The sequence below is a fragment of the Peteryoungia desertarenae genome (assembly GCF_005860795.2).
Classification (GTDB): domain Bacteria; phylum Pseudomonadota; class Alphaproteobacteria; order Rhizobiales; family Rhizobiaceae; genus Allorhizobium; species Allorhizobium desertarenae.
The window spans coordinates 666,546-683,234 of record NZ_CP058350.1; the positions used below are offsets into that span (position 1 = coordinate 666,546).

A 16,689-nucleotide genomic window follows, 5' to 3' on the forward strand; every position below is an offset into this window, starting at 1 on the left:
TCACGTCATCTTGCTGGTTTTCAGCAGGATGCTGGACTCCGACGAGTTGATCCCTTCGATCGAGCGAATTCGTCGCAGCGTTTCATCGAAACCGGCGAGATCGCGCTCTTCAAGCTCTGCAATGAAATCCCAGCGGCCATTGGTACTATGAAGTGCGCGAACCTGAGGAATGCCCCGCAACTGATGCGCGACACGGTCGCCATACTTGCCGACAACTTCGATCATGACGACCGCGCGAACCCCGCTGGGCTGGATTTCCTGCCCTGTGCGGATGGTGAATGCGGCAATTGTGCCATTCGCCACCAAGCGATCGATACGCGCCGCAATTGTCGCGCGTGACGCCCCGGTCATCGCCGCAAGGGACGCCGCAGGAATGCGTGCATTCTGGCGTAATGCGCCGAGTATCTCGCGGTCCAGATCGTCCATGCTTCAACACTTTGTCATCAAGAAGCTGCATAATGCAGAATGAAATGAACTTTATGACGATTTTTCGAGTTTTTGCAAACAACAAAAAAGCAGAAGGTGCAGACCCTAGACGTCGTGGAGTGGTGATATGCAAGATAATGCCAGCGTGACACTGATCGGTGTGCCTTTGGAAGAAGGATCAGGACGTGGTGGATGCTCGATGGGCCCGGCAGCCTTGCGCATTGCTGGGATTGCGGCGACCCTGACGGAACTCGGCTATCGGATCACCGATCGTGGCGATTTGCGTCCAGCACCCGCCGAAGACCTGGCGCCAATGGCCGGCGCGAAAAACCTTCAGACCGTCGGTGCATTTTGCCGGGCGATTGAACAGGCAACCTTTGAGGCCGCAGCCCAAGGCTCTGTGCCCGTCCTGCTTGGAGGAGATCATAGCCTGTCCATGGGCAGCGTTTCGGGGATGGCGCGATATGCGAGGACACTGGGGCGGCCGCTCTTCGTCCTCTGGCTGGATGCCCATGCAGACTTCAATTCGCCCGAGACGTCGCCGTCCGGGAATATGCACGGCATGCCAGTTGCCTATTTCTGCGGACAGGCAGAATTTGCACCTATCCTTGATGCCGCACGCCCACTGGTGGACACGACGCGCGTCTATCAGGTGGGCATCCGTTCAGTGGATGTTGAAGAACGTCGGTTGATCGCGAAACACAATGTCACGGTCTTCGATATGCGCGCGATTGATGAAGAGGGCATCGGCAGCATTGTCAGACGCATTCTTTCTCATGTTGAGAACGAAGACGGACTTCTGCATGTGAGCCTGGACGTTGACTTCCTTGATCCGGATGTTGCACCTGGCGTCGGAACCACGGTCCCGGGTGGAGCTACCTTCCGCGAAGCGCATCTCATCATGGAGATGCTGCACGACAGCAAGCGTGTTTCCGCTCTGGATATTGTAGAGCTCAACCCGTTTCTGGATGACAGAGGGCGCAGTGCCCGGATCATGGTGGATTTGGCGTCAAGCCTCTTCGGGAAGAAGATTCTCGACAGGCCGACCCGTCCGGCTTGACCCTCTCGTTTTGCGTCTCGGACGCCGGTGTAGGAAGACACACTTGCTGACAATATCATGCTTGCTCTTGCAGCCAGACCAGTGAGAGGTGGTTCGAAACACACAGCCTCATTCATGGTCGAACTGTATGCACAACAAATGACCACTAGGCGCTCACGCATGACCAGCGTGAGCTTTTATAAATATCCGAAATTAAATGTATATTAAATTTAGCCCCTCATAAATTAGGGTATTCCGACTGCAGTCATCGAGCCCGCAAGCGACTGCCGGACCTTTTTGAGCGGGCACCGTGGGTTCAGACACGGTTTTTGGGAGAGAGTGCAATGGGATTCCTTCAGACAGCCGGCAGCGATGCGGCAGCCGTACTCGCGGCATTTGCAAAATCACAGGCCATGATCGAATTCGATCTCGAGGGCAATATTCTCACCGCCAATGAGAATTTCTGTCAGGCGGTCGGTTACAGCCTCTCCGAGATCAAGGGCAAGCACCACCGGATCTTCTGTGAGGCAACCTATGCGGCGAGCAAGGAATACAGGGACTTCTGGGCAAGGCTCGGGCGCGGCGAATTCGACAGCGGCGAATACAAGCGCTTCACCAAGAGTGGCCAGGAAATCTGGATACAGGCCTCCTACAACCCGGTCTTCCGTGGCAAGAAGCCCTACAAGGTGGTGAAGATTGCCAGTGATGTCACAGCAGCCAAGACAGTGTCTGCGGAAAATACCAGCAAGCTGGAAGCCATTTCACGGGTTCAAGCGACGATCGAATTTACCCCGGCCGGTGAAATTTTGACAGCCAACGAGAACTTCCTGCAGACGGTGGGCTACGCGCTCTCCGAGATCAAAGGCAAGCATCACTCGATGTTCTGCGAACCGGCCTATGTCCAGACATCCGAATACAGCCAGTTCTGGAAAGATCTGGCGAGCGGCAAATACGTGGCGCAGGAATTCAAGCGACTTGGCAAGGGTGGTAAGGTTGTTTGGATCCAGGCATCCTATAATCCGATCTTCGATGCCAGCGGTCGTGTCTTCAAGGTCGTCAAATACGCGACGGACATCACCGAACGGGTGCGTGCAGTTGACGACATCGCGGATGGCTTGTCAGCGCTTGCGAATGGCGATCTCACCGCACGTATCGAAAAACCTTTCATTCCTTCGCTGGAAAAGATTCGTCTCGACTTCAACGAGTCGATTGGCAAACTTGAACAGGCAATGCTGAGCGTCAGCACGAATACTGACGGGATCGCCTCGGGCTCAGAGGAAATCCGGAGCGCTTCCGACAATCTTGCCAAGCGCACAGAGCAGCAGGCGGCTGCCGTCGAGGAGACAGCCGCTGCGCTGGAGCAGATCACTCAGACCGTGGCAGACAGCTCGAAGCGTGCGACAGAAGCAGGACAGCTCGTCAGCCGGACAAAGAGCGGGGCTGAGAAGTCTGGTGAAGTCGTCAAGAATGCCATCAGCGCGATGGATCAGATCGAAAATTCGTCCCGCGAGATCTCGAACATCATTGGCGTAATCGATGACATCGCCTTCCAGACCAATCTGCTGGCGCTGAATGCCGGTGTCGAAGCAGCCCGTGCGGGCGAAGCCGGCAAGGGCTTTGCCGTCGTTGCCCAGGAAGTTCGCGAACTGGCACAGCGCTCTGCAAAGGCCGCCAAAGAAATCAAGGCGCTGATTACCGCGTCTTCCAGCCAGGTCAAGAACGGTGTGGAACTCGTTGGCGAAACCGGCAAGGCCCTGCAACAGATTGTCAGCGAAGTGCAGGAGATCAACGCCAACGTCATCGCGATCGTGGAGGCATCTCGTGAACAGTCGACCGGGCTTCTGGAGATCAACAAGGCAGTCAACGCCATGGACCAGAACACGCAGCAGAATGCCGCCATGGTCGAGGAAAGCACGGCTGCTAGCCATAGTCTGGCGAAGGAAGCAAAGTCTCTGCGCGACCTCGTAGCGCAGTTTAGAATTGGTAAACAATCTTCCCCTAAAGTGAGTGTAGCGCGTACGGATGCCCAGCCTGTGGCATCGCCGGCACGCAAACTCATGGCAAGGGTCGCCTCGGCATCAGGCGCAGCGACTGCGGCCAAGGCTCAGGAAGGTTGGGAAGACTTTTGATGGCAACGACAATTAACTCGACTAGCTTCGGCGGCGAAACCCTCGAGATTATCGCTTTCCGCCTTCACGATCAGGAATTCTGCGTCAAGACGACCACAATCCGCGAGATTCGCGGCTGGGCCCCTTCTACGCCGATCCCTCATGCACCGGCGGATGTCATTGGAGTGATGAACCTGCGTGGTTCCGTTATCCCGATCATCGACCTTGCCTACAAGCTTGGCATGAAAAGCACTGTAGCCAACGAGCGCTCTGCGATCGTGGTTGCCGAAGTCCACAACATGGTCATCGGCATGCTGGTCGACCGGGTGTCGGACATCCTGACCATCCCGTCGAGCCAGGTTCAGCCGGTTCCAGAAGTGTCGGCATCTTTCGACAAGACGTTCTCGGAAGGCATCATTGCGAACGAGAACGGCATGATCTGCTTCCTGAACCTCGCCAAGATGTTCAAGGGCAGCGACCTGGAAGACATGGCGGCGTAAAGCCAGTCATCAAAGTATGAACGAAAGCGGCTTCGGCCGCTTTTGTTGTTTTTGGCTTACTAAATCGAGACCTGATCGGGCCTTCGAACATGGATCGCCGCTGCCCTCACCAGCGGCAGGAAGCCGGCATCGGACTGCTCGACAAGCTCGAAGAACCGCCGGCGCATCCGTGGCTCCCAGAACTTGTTGATATGGGTGGCAACCCCTTCCACCCTGACCGCCTCCGGCTGCGAAGCAAAGAAGGTGGCGATCTGGTTCGCCATCCGGACAAGCTTCTCATCCGCGTGATCAAGCGACATGACTGTTTTCTCCCTCGGCCACCCGGTCGGGCCGGGTGAAAATCTCGAAATCCTCGTCGCGCGCAATGCCGATCAAGGTAATGCCGGCCTGCGCGGCCGTGCGGATGGCAAGCGCTGTCGGCGCGGAAATGGCAATCAGCACGGGCGCACCGAGCGCTGCCGTCTTCTGCACCATCTCGACGGACAGACGGCTCGTGACCACAACCGCCCCCTGAGCCGGCTCCCAGCCGCCGATGACGACGGCACCGACGAGCTTGTCGAGCGCATTGTGACGGCCGACATCCTCGCGGATCGCGACAAGCCCTTGCCTCAGGCTGTAGAAGCCTGCGGCATGGACGGCGCGTGTCTGGCGGTTGAGATCCTGCCGCCCCGTCAGCTGCGCCATGGCCTGGGAAACGTCCCGGGCGGCCACACGGAATCCCTCTGCCCCGACAGGCCGGACAGGGCGGCTCGCCTGTTCGATCGATTCGATCCCGCAAAGCCCGCATCCGACGGGACCGGCCATGCGCCGACGCCTGGCAACCAGCGCCTCGACCGTCATCTCCTTCAGCGTCACCTGCACATCGATCCCATCACCCGCCTCGATGGCGTCGATGGCAACCACATCTTCGGCCCCCTCGATGATGCCCTCGGCGAGCGAGAAGCCGACGGCGAAATCCTCGAGATCATCGGGCGTCGCCATCATCACCGCATGGGTGGAGCCGGCATAGGAAAAGGCGATCGGCACCTCCTCCGGCACGAGCCGGCTGCTGGCCGAGACGTGCCCGTGGCTCGCCTTCAGCCCGCCGACAATCCGTACCGTGGAGCCGATCACATCGCTCATTCCGCCGCTTCCAGCTTGCCGGCAATGCGTCGCGAACGACGGCTCAGCTCCTCATACTCCTCCTGCCACTCGGTCGGGCCGTTGGACGGCGAGACCTGCACGGCGGTCACCTTGTATTCCGGGCAATTGGTTGCCCAGTCAGAGAAGTCTGTCGTGATGACATTGGCCTGCGTATTGGGGTGATGGAAGGTCGTGTAGACCACGCCCGGCGCCACGCGATCGGTGATCAGAGCGCGGAGCGTCGTTTCGCCGGAACGGCTGGCAAGCTTGATCCAGTCGCCATCCTTGACGCCGCGCTGTTCGGCATCATGCGGATGGATCTCCAGGCGGTCTTCCTCATGCCAGACACTGTTTTCCGTGCGCCGCGTCTGCGCACCGACATTGTATTGCGATAGAACGCGACCGGTGGTCAGAAGCAGCGGGAAGCGCGGGCCGGTGCGCTCGTCCGTCGGCACATATTCGGTGCGGATGAACTTGCCCTTGCCGCGCACAAAACCGTCGACATGCATGATCGGCGATCCCACAGGAAATTTCTCGTTGCAGGGCCACTGCACCGAGCCCATCTTTTCCAGATACTCATAGGAGACGCCGGCAAAGCTCGGCGTGGTCGCCGCAATCTCGTCCATGATCTGCGACGGATGGGTGTAGTTCCAGGTTAGGCCCATGGCCTGGGCGAGCTTCTGCGTCACTTCCCAGTCGGCATAGCCATTCTTCGGCGTCATGACTTTGCGCACGCGGTTGATGCGGCGCTCGGCATTGGTGAAGGTCCCGTCCTTTTCGAGGAAGGTCGAACCCGGCAGGAAGACATGCGCATAGTTCGCCGTCTCGTTGAGGAAGAGGTCGTGCACGACGACGCATTCCATGGCGGCAAGGCCGGCCGAAACATGCTTGGTATCGGGATCGGACTGCAGGATGTCCTCGCCCTGGATATAGATGCCCTTGAACGTGCCATCAACGGCGGCATCCAACATGTTCGGGATGCGCAAGCCCGGCTCGTTGCTGAGCTCGACACCCCAGAGCTTTTCGAAGGTCTCGCGGGTCGCATCGTCGGAGACGTGGCGATAGCCGGGCAGCTCATGCGGGAAGGAGCCCATGTCGCAGGAGCCCTGGACATTGTTCTGGCCACGCAGCGGGTTCACGCCGACGCCGGGGCGGCCAATATTGCCGGTGACCATCGCAAGGTTGGCAATCGCCATGACGGTGGTCGAGCCCTGGCTGTGTTCGGTGACGCCGAGGCCGTAATAGATGGCACCATTGCCGCCGGTGGCAAACAGGCGCGCGGCACCGCGCAGTTCAGCAGCCGGCACGCCGGTGAACTTTTCCGTTTCCTCGGGCGAATGCGCCGGTTCAGAGACGAAAGCGGCCCAATCTTCGAACTCCGACCAGTCGCAGCGCTCGCGGATGAAGCGCTCGTCGAACAGGCCTTCGGTGACGATGACATGAGCAAGTGCTGTCAGTACGGCGACATTGGTGCCGGGCTTCAGCGGCAGGTGGTAAGACGCCTCCACATGCGGGGTGCGCACCAGATCGATGCGGCGCGGATCGATGACTATCAGCTTCGCCCCCTGGCGGAGCCGCTTCTTCAGCCGCGAACCGAAGACGGGGTGACCATCGGTCGGATTGGCGCCGATGACCACGACGACATCGGAATGCTCGACCGAGTCGAAGTTCTGCGTACCGGCAGACGTGCCGAAGGCCTGGCCGAGGCCGTAACCGGTCGGCGAATGGCAGACGCGGGCGCAGGTGTCGACATTGTTGTTGCCGAAGCCGGCGCGGATCAGCTTCTGGACCAGATAGGTCTCTTCATTGGTGCAGCGCGACGAGGTGATGCCGCCGATCGCTTCCCGGCCATACTGATACTGGATGCGCTTAAACTCGGAAGCGACATGCGCATAGGCCTCTTCCCAGGTCACTTCGCGCCAGGGATCGGTGATCTTCTCGCGGATCATCGGGTTGAGAATGCGGTCCCTGTGGCTGGCATAACCATAGGCGAAGCGGCCCTTGACGCAGGAATGGCCGCGATTGGCCTGGCCATCTTTCCACGGCACCATGCGCACCAGTTCCTCGCCGCGCATCTCCGCCTTGAAGGAACAGCCGACGCCGCAATAGGCGCAGGTGGTGACTGCCGAATGCTCCGGCTGGCCGATTGCGATCACGGATTTTTCCGTCAGCGTTGCCGTCGGGCAGGCCTGAACGCAGGCGCCGCAGGAGACGCATTCCGACGAGAGAAACGCTTCATGCGCACCGGGCGAAACGCGGCTGTCGAAACCGCGGCCCTCGATGGTCAGTGCAAACGTCCCCTGCACCTCTTCGCAGGCGCGCACGCAGCGCGAACAGACGATGCATTTTGAGGGATCATAGGTGAAATAGGGATTGCTCTCGTCCTTCGGCATCCACTGGGCGTTGATGGCACCCTCGGCAGACCGCGCCTTGACGTGGTTTTCGCCGTCATAGCCGTAGCGTACATCGCGCAAGCCAACGGCACCGGCCATGTCCTGCAGCTCGCAGTCGCCGTTGGCAGCACAGGTCAGACAGTCGAGCGGGTGGTCGGAAATGTAAAGCTCCATCACGCCCTTGCGGATGGCCTTTAGCCGCTCGGTCTGCGTATGGACGACGATGCCGGGTGCGACCGGTGTGGTGCAGGAGGCGGGCGTGCCGGTGCGGCCCTCCACCTCGATCAGACAGAGGCGGCAGGAACCGAAGGCATCGACCATATCTGTCGCGCAGAGCTTCGGCACCTGAATGCCGGCCTCCATCGAGGCGCGCATAATCGACGTGCCCTCGGGCACGGTGATCTCGCGACCGTCGATGGTGAGCGTCACCAGTTTCTCGGAACGCGAGGCGGGCGTGCCGTAGTCGATTTCAGGAACGAGGGGCATGGCGCTTACCTTTCCGCCGTCATCCTCGGGCTTGTCCCGAGGATCTGCTGCGTCTGAACTTCGGGAGCCGGTTCAGTTGTGAACGTCCCCCGCATGGCAAAGTCGGTAGATCCTCGGGACAAGCCCGAGGATGACGAAAGAGAAAAGAAGCTCATTCCGCAGCCTCCCGGACCGGTGCCGGCACAAAATCTTCCGGGAAATGCGTCATGGCGCTCATCACCGGATAGGGGGTGAAACCACCGAGCGCACAAAGCGAACCGAATTTCATGGTGTTGCAGAGATCTTCCAGCAGCACCTTGTTCTTCTCCGGCTCGATACCTTGCGCGATCTTGTCGACCGTCTCGACGCCACGCGTCGATCCGATGCGGCAGGGTGTGCACTTGCCGCAGCTTTCGACCGCGCAGAACTCCATGGCGAAGCGCGCCTGCTTCAGCATATCGGCGCTGTCATCGAAGACCACCACGCCTGCATGGCCGATGAGACCGCCAGCGGCGGCAAAGGCCTCATAGTCGAAGACCGTATCGAACAGCGACGGCGGGAAATAGGCACCGAGCGGGCCGCCCACCTGCACCGCCTTGACCGGCCGACCGGACATCGTTCCGCCGCCGATCTCGTTGATCAGCTGGCCGAGCGGCAGGCCGAAGGCGGTTTCATAGAGGCCGCCATGCTTGAGATTGCCGGCGAGCTGGATCGGGATCGTGCCATGTGAGCGACCGACGCCGAAATCGCGGTAGAACTGCGCACCGCGATCCATGATCACGGGAATGGAGGCGAGCGACATGACATTGTTGACGACGGTCGGCTTGCCGAACAGGCCCTGAAGTGCCGGAAGCGGCGGCTTGGCTCTGACAACGCCGCGCTTGCCTTCGAGGCTGTTCAGCAGCGAGGTCTCCTCGCCGCAGACATAGGCGCCGGCACCCATGCGCACTTCCATGTCGAAGGCGTAAGGCGATCCCATGACCGAGGCACCGAGGATGCCTTCGCGCCGCGCGATCTGGATCGCCTCTTCCATCATGGCAATCGCATGCGGATATTCGGAGCGGGTATAGACATAGCCCTTGGTGGCACCCACCGCGATGCCGGCAATCGCCATTCCTTCGATCAACACGAAGGGATCACCCTCCATGATCATCCGGTCGGCAAAGGTGCCGCTGTCGCCCTCATCGGCATTGCAGACGATGTATTTCTGCTTGGCCCTCGCATCCGCCACCGTCTTCCACTTGATGCCGGTCGGGAAGCCAGCGCCACCGCGACCGCGCAAGCCACTGTCGGTGACCTGTTTGACGATCTCGGCGGGTGCCATCGCAATGGCGTTGGCGAGGCCCTTGAGGCCCTGATAGAGGCGATAGTCATTGAGCGAGAGCGGATCGGTGACGCCGCAGCGGGCGAAGGTGAGCCGCGTCTGGCCCTTGAGGAAGGGGATGTCGTGGGTGAGGCCATGGCCAAGCGGATGATCGCCGCCCTCCAGGAAGCCGGCATCGAAGAGCGAAGGCACATCGGAGGCCCTGACCGGACCATAGGCGACGCGGCCCTTCTCGGTGCGAACCTCGACCAGCACTTCCAGCCACAGCATGCCGCGCGAGCCATTGCGGACGATGGTCACGTCCTTGCCGCGCGCCCTGGCTTCGCGGGTGATGGCAGCCGCCACCTTATCGGCACCAACGGCAAGCGCTGCCGCATCGCGGGGGACGAAGACGGTGACACTCATGCCCGCACCTCCGCCAGAATGTCGCTAAGACAGTGTTCGTCGAGCCGCGCATGTAGCTCGCCGTCGAGCATCGCAGCCGGCGCCTGGGCGCAGAGGCCGAGACAGAAGACGGGTTCGAGGGTGACGGCACCGTCAGGCGTCGTCTCGTGCCAGTCGATGCCGAGCTTGGCCTTGATCTTGTCCGCCAGAGGCTCGCAGCCCATCGACTGGCAAGCCTCGGCGCGACAGAGCTTTAGAACATGTCGTCCGGAGGGGTGGGACTTGAAATCATGGTAGAAGGTGATGACGCCATGCACCTCAGCGCGCGACAGGTTCAATGCATTTGCGATGATCTGCTTGGCGACTTCGGGGATATAGCCGAATTCCTCCTGCAGGCGGTGCAGGATCGGCAGCATCGGCCCCTCCAAGTGTTGCAGTTCAGCGACGATCGCTGCAACGCGGGCAGAAACGTCGTCCACAGCCACACGAATGTTCATAGGTCCTCCTCGCCCGCCACACTCTGCCGGGCTCACTCGTCAGAGAATGATGAGGGGTCAAGGCTCAGGAGGTCAATACGGCGCTTCCGTCGTTCGATAGAAGATTTCTATCGAAGGCATTTGAGGCCGACAGCAAGCGCGCCTCATGCAACAGGCCTGAGACGAGCGGGGTGAAGGGTTCGCGATGGGTGGCGACCAATCCCACCAGATGCTCCGCCTCGGGTGACGTGATTGGGATCATCCGGATCTCCTCGCCGAAGCCGAAGGATTGGGCCACATTCTTCGGCATGACCGAAGCCCATTTGCCGGTGCGGATATGGGAAAAGAGCACGATCATCGAATTGGACTCAAGCGTCGGCTTCGGCGCCACACCGGCTTCCGTCATGTGCTGGTTGATGATCCGGCGGTTTTGCATGTCGGCGGTCAGTAGACAGAGCCTGAGATCAGCCACCTCGCTCCAGGAGACGCTGTCACGATCGGCAAGCGGCGCACCGACAGCCGTGATCAAGTGATAGCGCTCGGAATAGAGCGGCACGCTGGTGACGCGACCAAGAGGCTCGTTGTCGAGATAGGTGATGCCGGCGTCGATCTCGAGGTTTTCAAGCAGGCTCAGGACCTGCAGCGAGGTGCGTGACAGGACCGAAAAGGTGACGTCCGGATGCCGTGCCTGGAAGGGTTCGGTGAGCTTCTGCACCATGGCAAGCGCGGTGGGAATGACCGCGAGCCGGATATGGCCGGCAAGACCACGCCGCGCGGCGCGCATCTCCTCGCGCATGGTTCGGGTGTCCCCAACGATGCGCCGCGCCCATTCGAGAACCCGCTGGCCCTCCGGGGTGAGACCGAGAAAACGTGAACCGCGCTGGACCAGCATCACACCGAGTTGTTCTTCGAGCTGGCGGATACCGGCAGACAGCGTCGGCTGTGTCACGCCGCATTCTTCCGCCGCGCGACCAAAATGCTGCTGGCGGGCAAGCGCGATGAAGAATTCCAGCTTGTCAATCATCGCCAGGGATCCAAAGTCTGGCAGACACGAGGCGTTGCTTAGTCGTCCCTCGAGTCGCTCTCGAGGCTTGCCATCTTGCTGCCCGGCTCACAATACATCTTGTACAGCACCGAAATCAGTTCGTTCAGCTGTGGGTCGGCAATCCGGTAGTAGATCTGACGTCCATCCCGTCTGGTCTGCAGGATGTTTTCCATGCGAAGCCGGGCCAGTTGTTGCGATACCACAGCCTGCTGCAGTCCAAGAAACTGCTCGATTTCGCTGACAGTGCGCTCACCATTGCTGAGAAGACAGAGGATCAGAAGGCGCGTCTCATGCGACAAGGCTTTCAACAATCCACTCGCCGCCCTGGCCTTGGACATGAAATCGTCCAGCCGTTCTTCTGTATCGGTCTCCGATACTTGCGCAAGATCCATGTTTAAACCCACTGCAATAGTCCCTTGGAGCCTTCTACACGATCCAGCAGGATCGAGCATTCGAAACCGGCGCACAGCGTTAATTGCGCACATGGCGATATATAAGGCACGTACGCTAAACCACCAGTGTAGATAGCCCATCCCTTTGCCATAACACCAGAATTTATGAGGCCAGATGGCATTTGGCCCAAAAATGAAACGATCAGAGCATCAAGGGATCTACCCTCTCCTTCAATATCTGGGCGCTGCGGCGCAAGGCGATCGCTTCCTCATCAGCAAGATCAGGGAAGAGATCGGCCACCACACCTGCGGCTCCGATGACCCTCGGTATAGACAAGGCAACATCCTCGACACCAACAACATCGGGCGTGACAATCGAGACGGAAAGAACGTCGCGCTGGTCTTGCACAATGGCCTTGATGATCCGTGCGAGCCCCGCCCCGATCCCATAATAGGTCGCACCCTTGCCCTTGATGATCTTGTAGGCAGCATTTCTCACGCCATCATCTATTTCACTTTTCAACGCTTCGGTAAGCGGAACACCGATCTGGCGCGAAAAGGACTCAAGCGAGATCGAACCTGCCTTTGCGCTCGACCATGCAAGGACTTCACTATCGCCATGCTCTCCCAACACATAGGCATGCACAGATTGCGGCGAAATGCCGAGATAGCGACCGACAAGGCTGCGGAACCTGGCCGTGTCCAGTATTGTACCCGATCCAATCACGCGACCGGGCGGGAGCCCGGAGATCCGGGTCGAAATCTGCGTCATGATGTCAACCGGGTTCGAGGCAATCAGGAGGATCGCGTCAGGAGCGATGGGGAGGACGGCAGCGAGGACAGAGCGAAACACCTCTGTATTGCGCTCAAGCAATGCAAGCCGGGTTTCTCCGGGCTTCTGACTGACACCTGCGGCGATAATGATGACACCCGCACCCTGCAGGTCTTCGTAATCGCCCGGACGGACCACCGTTGAGGACATGAAGGGCACGGCATGCGAAATGTCTTCAGCCTGTGCAATAGCAAGCGCATGGTTTTGATCCACCAAGACAATCTCATGCGCAATCCCCATCAGCGCCAACGCATATCCCGCCGAGCTTCCCACCATGCCAGCACCAATGATCCCAACTTTCACGCCGTAATCTCCTGTCGTTCATGCAGTCCGACAATGGCACAGGAACTGCCATGCATGAAGCGTCTCCCTGAAAAGTTGCAGAGAAAGCGCGTGACCAAGGCAGCAAAGCTTTGCTTTATGTCCCCACCGACATTTATGGTCGGAAGAGAGCGAGCGACGAGGGGGCTCATGCGCAAACTGCCGGCACTGTCCGCAATGAAGATTTTCGAAGTTGTTGGTCAGACCCGCAGCTTCACCCGTGCGGCAGATCGCCTGAACCTGACACAAAGTGCTGTCAGCCGTCAGGTCCGCAATCTCGAGGAGCAACTGGGTGAGACATTGCTGGTGCGCCGGCACCACCATCTTGAGCTTACTCCTGCGGGCACTGAACTCCTGGCGACACTCCAGCACGCCTTCCACAATGTCGAACTGACCGTTCGCAACATCATGGAACGCGGTAACCTGCGTCGACTGCGCATCAATGTCCCACCGACCTTTGCCAGACGATGGCTGATGCCTCGCCTTGGCAGGCTGCGTCGTGTCCTGCCAGATATCGACATCAGTATCACGACCGACCTTCAGGACAGCCTCTCTGAGCGCAGTTTGTTAGATTGCGCCATTCGCTTTGGTGACGGGGAATGGCCGATGCTGAATGCGGATCTGCTGATGACGGAGCGTCACATCGCCGTCTGCGCCCCGTCGCTTCTTGAGGAGGCAAAGCACGATCAGGCACTCGATCTCGCAAGGCTCACCTTTCTGCATGTCCTCGCCTCAGCCGACAGACGCTACCTGACTTGGCAAAGATGGCTGGATGCTGCAGGACTGACGGAGACCGATACGGCAGGGGGGCTGGAGTTTGACCTGCTTGATCTCGCGATCGAAGCGGCTTCCTCGGGTCTCGGCGTGACGGTTGCCGACCGTTTCATGGTTCAGGATCTGATTGATCAGGGCAAACTGACCGAAGTGCTTGATGTAGAAGTAGAAGGGCACGAATCCTACTGGCTGGTGGCCCGGACAGACAGTCCGCCCAACCCGAATGTTTCCGCGTTCCGTTCATGGTTGCTGGAAGAACTGCAAACGTCGACTGGTTCCAGCAAGACGACAAAGTAACGCAGCATTCCTTTTTTTCATGCTTCACCCGAAAAATCCTCGCTTGCGAGACCGGGCGAAAGAGATCCACCCTTGCATCGACTTGCAAGGAGACATCTGTGGAACGCTATCAGAATTTCATCGGCGGTCTTTTCGTCGAACCGAGAACCGCGAACACAATCGATGTTCGCAATCCGGCAACAGGCGACATCTTCACATCAGTTCCGGCAGCAACGGCCGATGAAGTCGTCGACGCAGTAAGGGCGGCGTCAAAGGCGCAACGTGATTGGGCAAGGCAGCCGGCCATAAATCGCGGGGAAGCCCTTCGCAAGCTCGCAAACATCCTGGAGAAGAACGCTGGCCGGATCGGTGAGGCGCTGGCGCGGGAATCGGGCAAGAGCCTGGCGGATGCGACCGGAGAGGTGATCTATGGCGTCGAACTGATGCGCTACCACGCCGAATGGGCCCGCCGGATCGAAGGCGAAGTGATCGACAGCGACACGCCCGACGAGACGCTGATGCTCAAGCGCGCGCCAATCGGCATTGTTGCCTGCCTGATCCCTTTCAATTTTCCCATCTATACACTGGTGCGCAAAATCGCCCCGGCCCTCATTACAGGGAACGCCGTTGTGGTGCGCCCCAGCAATACGACACCCACATCGGCCTTCGTCTTTGCCGAATGCATTGCCGAGGCGGACCTGCCGCCGGGTCTCGTCAACATCATGACCATGAGCCATGACGTGGCCGAGGCGATGTGCACCCGGCCCGAGATAGGCATGATCACGCTGACTGGGAGCGTGTCGGCGGGGCAGAAAGTGCTTGATTTCTGCAAGGCAAACATTGCCAAGCCATCTCTTGAACTGGGCGGAAAGACGCCTGTAATTGTCGAACCGGATGCCGATCTTGATGCCGTAGCCAAAGGCGTCCTGGCGGCCAAGACGGCTCATTGTGGGCAGGTCTGTACATCCGTGGAACGTCTTTATGTGCACCGGTCAGTGCATGATGCTCTGCTTGAAAAGCTGAAGGCATCGTTTTCCGACAGGAACTTTGGGGATCGGTCGTCCAATCCACAAGCAATGGGTCCACTTGCGAGCGAAACCGCACGGAGTCGCGTGCACGCCATGGTCGAAAGGGCCATGGCAGAAGGTGCCAATCTGGAGACCGGCGGCTTTGTTCCGCAAGGTGCCGGCTATTTCTATCCTCCCACTTTGTTGTCCGGCTGCCGGCATGACATGGAGATCGTCCGGGAAGAGGTCTTCGGACCGGTCCTGCCGGTGATCATCTATGACGATTTCGACGCAGCGCTTGCCATGGCAAGCGACCACCAGTTCGGCCTCGCCTCCGTCGTCTTCACCGAGAATTACCGAAAGGTGATGAAGGCCGCGAACGAGATCGAGGCGGGCGAACTCTACATCAACCGCTTCCCGGCCGATCCCTACCAGGGTTACCACGCCGGCTGGAAACGCTCCGGCCTCGGTGGCGACGACGGCAAGCACGGCATGCTGGAATTCACCCAGACCCGCCTCGTCATCCTCAAGCAGTGATTGCCGATTAGCCGGCTCAAGAATTTTTCATCGGGGGCAGTCATGAAAGTCGCTTCACTCAAGACACACGTTGTCGCAACGCCCGCGCCGCATATCGGCGGTATGTACTGGATCTTCGTCGAGCTGGAGACGGCCTGCGGCATCAAGGGCGTCGGCGAGATCTATTCGACCGCCTTCCACCCCTCTGGCATCGCGGTTCTCGTCGAAGACGTCTTCACCCGCTATCTCGAAGGTCACGACCCGCACCAGATCGAGCGCTTCTGGCGCGCGGCCTATTCGAGCGGCTTCACCCAGCGGCCGGACCCGACCATGGTCGGGATCATCTCCGGCCTCGAAATCGCCTGCTGGGACATCATCGGCAAGGCTGGCGGACGGCCGGTCGCCGATCTGCTGGGCGGCCCGGTCCACGACAAGCTGCGCGCCTACACCTACCTCTATCCGAAGAATTCAGCCGGGGAATACGACTACAACGATCCCGATCTCGCCGCCGAAGAGGCGATCCGCATGGTCGAGGCGGGTTTCACCGGGCTGAAATTCGATCCGGCGGGCCCCTATACCAATTATTCCGGTCACCAGCTGTCACTGCCGGTCATGGACCGCTGCGAAGAGTTCTGCCGCAAGATCCGTGATGCCATCGGCAACCGCGCCGACATCCTTTTCGGCACCCATGGCCAGATGGTGCCCTCCTCGGCGATCCGACTTGCGAAGCGGCTGGAGAGATACGATCCGCTCTGGTTCGAGGAGCCCGTTCCTCCCGGCCAGGAAGCGGCGATGGCGGAAGTCGCCCGCGCCACTTCGATCCCCGTCTCGACGGGCGAGCGGCTGACGACGAAATACGAATTCCAGAGAGTATTGCAGCTTGGCTCTGCCTCCATCCTGCAGATGAATGTCGCTCGCGTCGGTGGGCTTCTGGAAGCAAAGAAGATCGCCGGGATGGCCGAAACCTTTTATGCGCAGATCGCGCCGCATCTCTATAACGGCCCGGTCGGGGCAGCCGCCTCGATTCAGCTCGCGGCCACCTGCCCGAACTTCCTGATCCACGAGGCGATCATGGATTTCGGCGGCTTCCATGCCGAGGTGCTGAAGACGAAGCTCGGCTTCGACGACGGCTATCTCATTCCGTCGCGCGAGCCGGGCCTCGGCATCGAACTGAACGACGAGGTCATCGCAAAGCACACGCCCTATACCGGCGACAGGCTGCACCTGCAGATGGCGCCCGAGCATGCCGACGTAAAGGCCTTCGCACCGGCCAAGGGCTGAGGATATCC

Annotated in this window: 15 protein-coding genes; 6 read left to right on the top strand and 9 right to left on the bottom strand. The window is 59.7% G+C overall.

The features are described 5' to 3' along the window. Complete coding sequence (locus FE840_RS03160) at window positions 1-426, bottom strand: Lrp/AsnC family transcriptional regulator (RefSeq protein WP_138287267.1); 426 nt, start codon at window positions 424-426, stop codon at window positions 1-3. 127 nt (window positions 427-553) lie between these two features. Here FE840_RS03160 and rocF point away from each other — a divergent pair, with 127 nt between their 5' ends. From rocF to FE840_RS03175, 3 genes are all read left to right on the top strand, one after another. Beyond that, window positions 554-1,486: an arginase gene (gene rocF, locus FE840_RS03165; RefSeq protein WP_138287265.1), complete on the top strand. Its 933-nt coding sequence runs from the start codon at window positions 554-556 to the stop codon at window positions 1,484-1,486. Window positions 1,487-1,809: 323 nt separating this feature from the next. Further along, window positions 1,810-3,594, top strand: a complete 1,785-nt coding sequence (locus FE840_RS03170) for a methyl-accepting chemotaxis protein (protein WP_138287263.1) — start codon at window positions 1,810-1,812, stop codon at window positions 3,592-3,594. Next, window positions 3,594-4,073: a chemotaxis protein CheW gene (locus FE840_RS03175; protein ID WP_138287262.1), complete on the top strand. Its 480-nt coding sequence runs from the start codon at window positions 3,594-3,596 to the stop codon at window positions 4,071-4,073. Before FE840_RS03170 ends, FE840_RS03175 begins: the two co-directional genes overlap by 1 nt. A gap of 59 nt (window positions 4,074-4,132) precedes the next feature. Here FE840_RS03175 and FE840_RS03180 read toward each other — a convergent pair whose 3' ends face one another. From FE840_RS03180 to FE840_RS03215, 8 genes are all read right to left on the bottom strand, one after another. Then, on the bottom strand, window positions 4,133-4,372 hold the full coding sequence (locus tag FE840_RS03180; RefSeq protein ID WP_138287260.1) for a formate dehydrogenase subunit delta: 240 nt from the start codon (window positions 4,370-4,372) through the stop codon (window positions 4,133-4,135). Continuing rightward, window positions 4,362-5,195 carry a formate dehydrogenase accessory sulfurtransferase FdhD gene (fdhD, locus tag FE840_RS03185; protein WP_138287258.1) on the bottom strand — a complete coding sequence of 278 codons (834 nt, stop codon included), beginning with the start codon at window positions 5,193-5,195 and terminating at the stop codon, window positions 4,362-4,364. Before fdhD ends, FE840_RS03180 begins: the two co-directional genes overlap by 11 nt. After that, the gene (fdhF, locus tag FE840_RS03190; protein WP_138287256.1) at window positions 5,192-8,074 is read right to left on the bottom strand and encodes a formate dehydrogenase subunit alpha; all 2,883 of its coding nucleotides are present in this window, start codon (window positions 8,072-8,074) and stop codon (window positions 5,192-5,194) included. Before fdhF ends, fdhD begins: the two co-directional genes overlap by 4 nt. 151 nt (window positions 8,075-8,225) lie before the next feature. Beyond that, window positions 8,226-9,782 carry a formate dehydrogenase beta subunit gene (locus FE840_RS03195; protein ID WP_138287254.1) on the bottom strand — a complete coding sequence of 519 codons (1,557 nt, stop codon included), beginning with the start codon at window positions 9,780-9,782 and terminating at the stop codon, window positions 8,226-8,228. Continuing rightward, a complete protein-coding gene (locus FE840_RS03200) occupies window positions 9,779-10,258 on the bottom strand; it encodes a formate dehydrogenase subunit gamma (protein WP_138287252.1) in 480 nt (159 codons plus the stop codon). Before FE840_RS03200 ends, FE840_RS03195 begins: the two co-directional genes overlap by 4 nt. A gap of 64 nt (window positions 10,259-10,322) precedes the next feature. Beyond that, window positions 10,323-11,261 (bottom strand): LysR family transcriptional regulator, encoded by a 939-nt coding sequence (locus tag FE840_RS03205; protein ID WP_138287251.1) that lies wholly within the window; start codon window positions 11,259-11,261, stop codon window positions 10,323-10,325. Between the two features lie 38 nt (window positions 11,262-11,299). Further along, on the bottom strand, window positions 11,300-11,674 hold the full coding sequence (locus FE840_RS03210; RefSeq protein WP_138287249.1) for an ArsR/SmtB family transcription factor: 375 nt from the start codon (window positions 11,672-11,674) through the stop codon (window positions 11,300-11,302). A gap of 202 nt (window positions 11,675-11,876) precedes the next feature. Then, window positions 11,877-12,809, bottom strand: coding sequence for an L-lactate dehydrogenase (locus tag FE840_RS03215; RefSeq protein ID WP_138287247.1), 933 nt, complete (start codon window positions 12,807-12,809; stop codon window positions 11,877-11,879). A 168-nt stretch (window positions 12,810-12,977) separates the two neighbouring features. Here FE840_RS03215 and FE840_RS03220 point away from each other — a divergent pair, with 168 nt between their 5' ends. The 3 genes from FE840_RS03220 to FE840_RS03230 all read left to right on the top strand — a co-directional run bounded on the left by FE840_RS03220 (window position 12,978) and on the right by FE840_RS03230 (window position 16,681). Further along, complete coding sequence (locus FE840_RS03220) at window positions 12,978-13,898, top strand: LysR substrate-binding domain-containing protein (protein WP_138287245.1); 921 nt, start codon at window positions 12,978-12,980, stop codon at window positions 13,896-13,898. 98 nt (window positions 13,899-13,996) lie between these two features. Further along, a complete protein-coding gene (gene aldA, locus FE840_RS03225) occupies window positions 13,997-15,421 on the top strand; it encodes an aldehyde dehydrogenase (protein WP_171033690.1) in 1,425 nt (474 codons plus the stop codon). A 42-nt stretch (window positions 15,422-15,463) separates the two neighbouring features. Continuing rightward, window positions 15,464-16,681: a mandelate racemase/muconate lactonizing enzyme family protein gene (locus tag FE840_RS03230; RefSeq protein ID WP_138287242.1), complete on the top strand. Its 1,218-nt coding sequence runs from the start codon at window positions 15,464-15,466 to the stop codon at window positions 16,679-16,681. Window positions 16,682-16,689 lie beyond the last annotated feature (8 nt).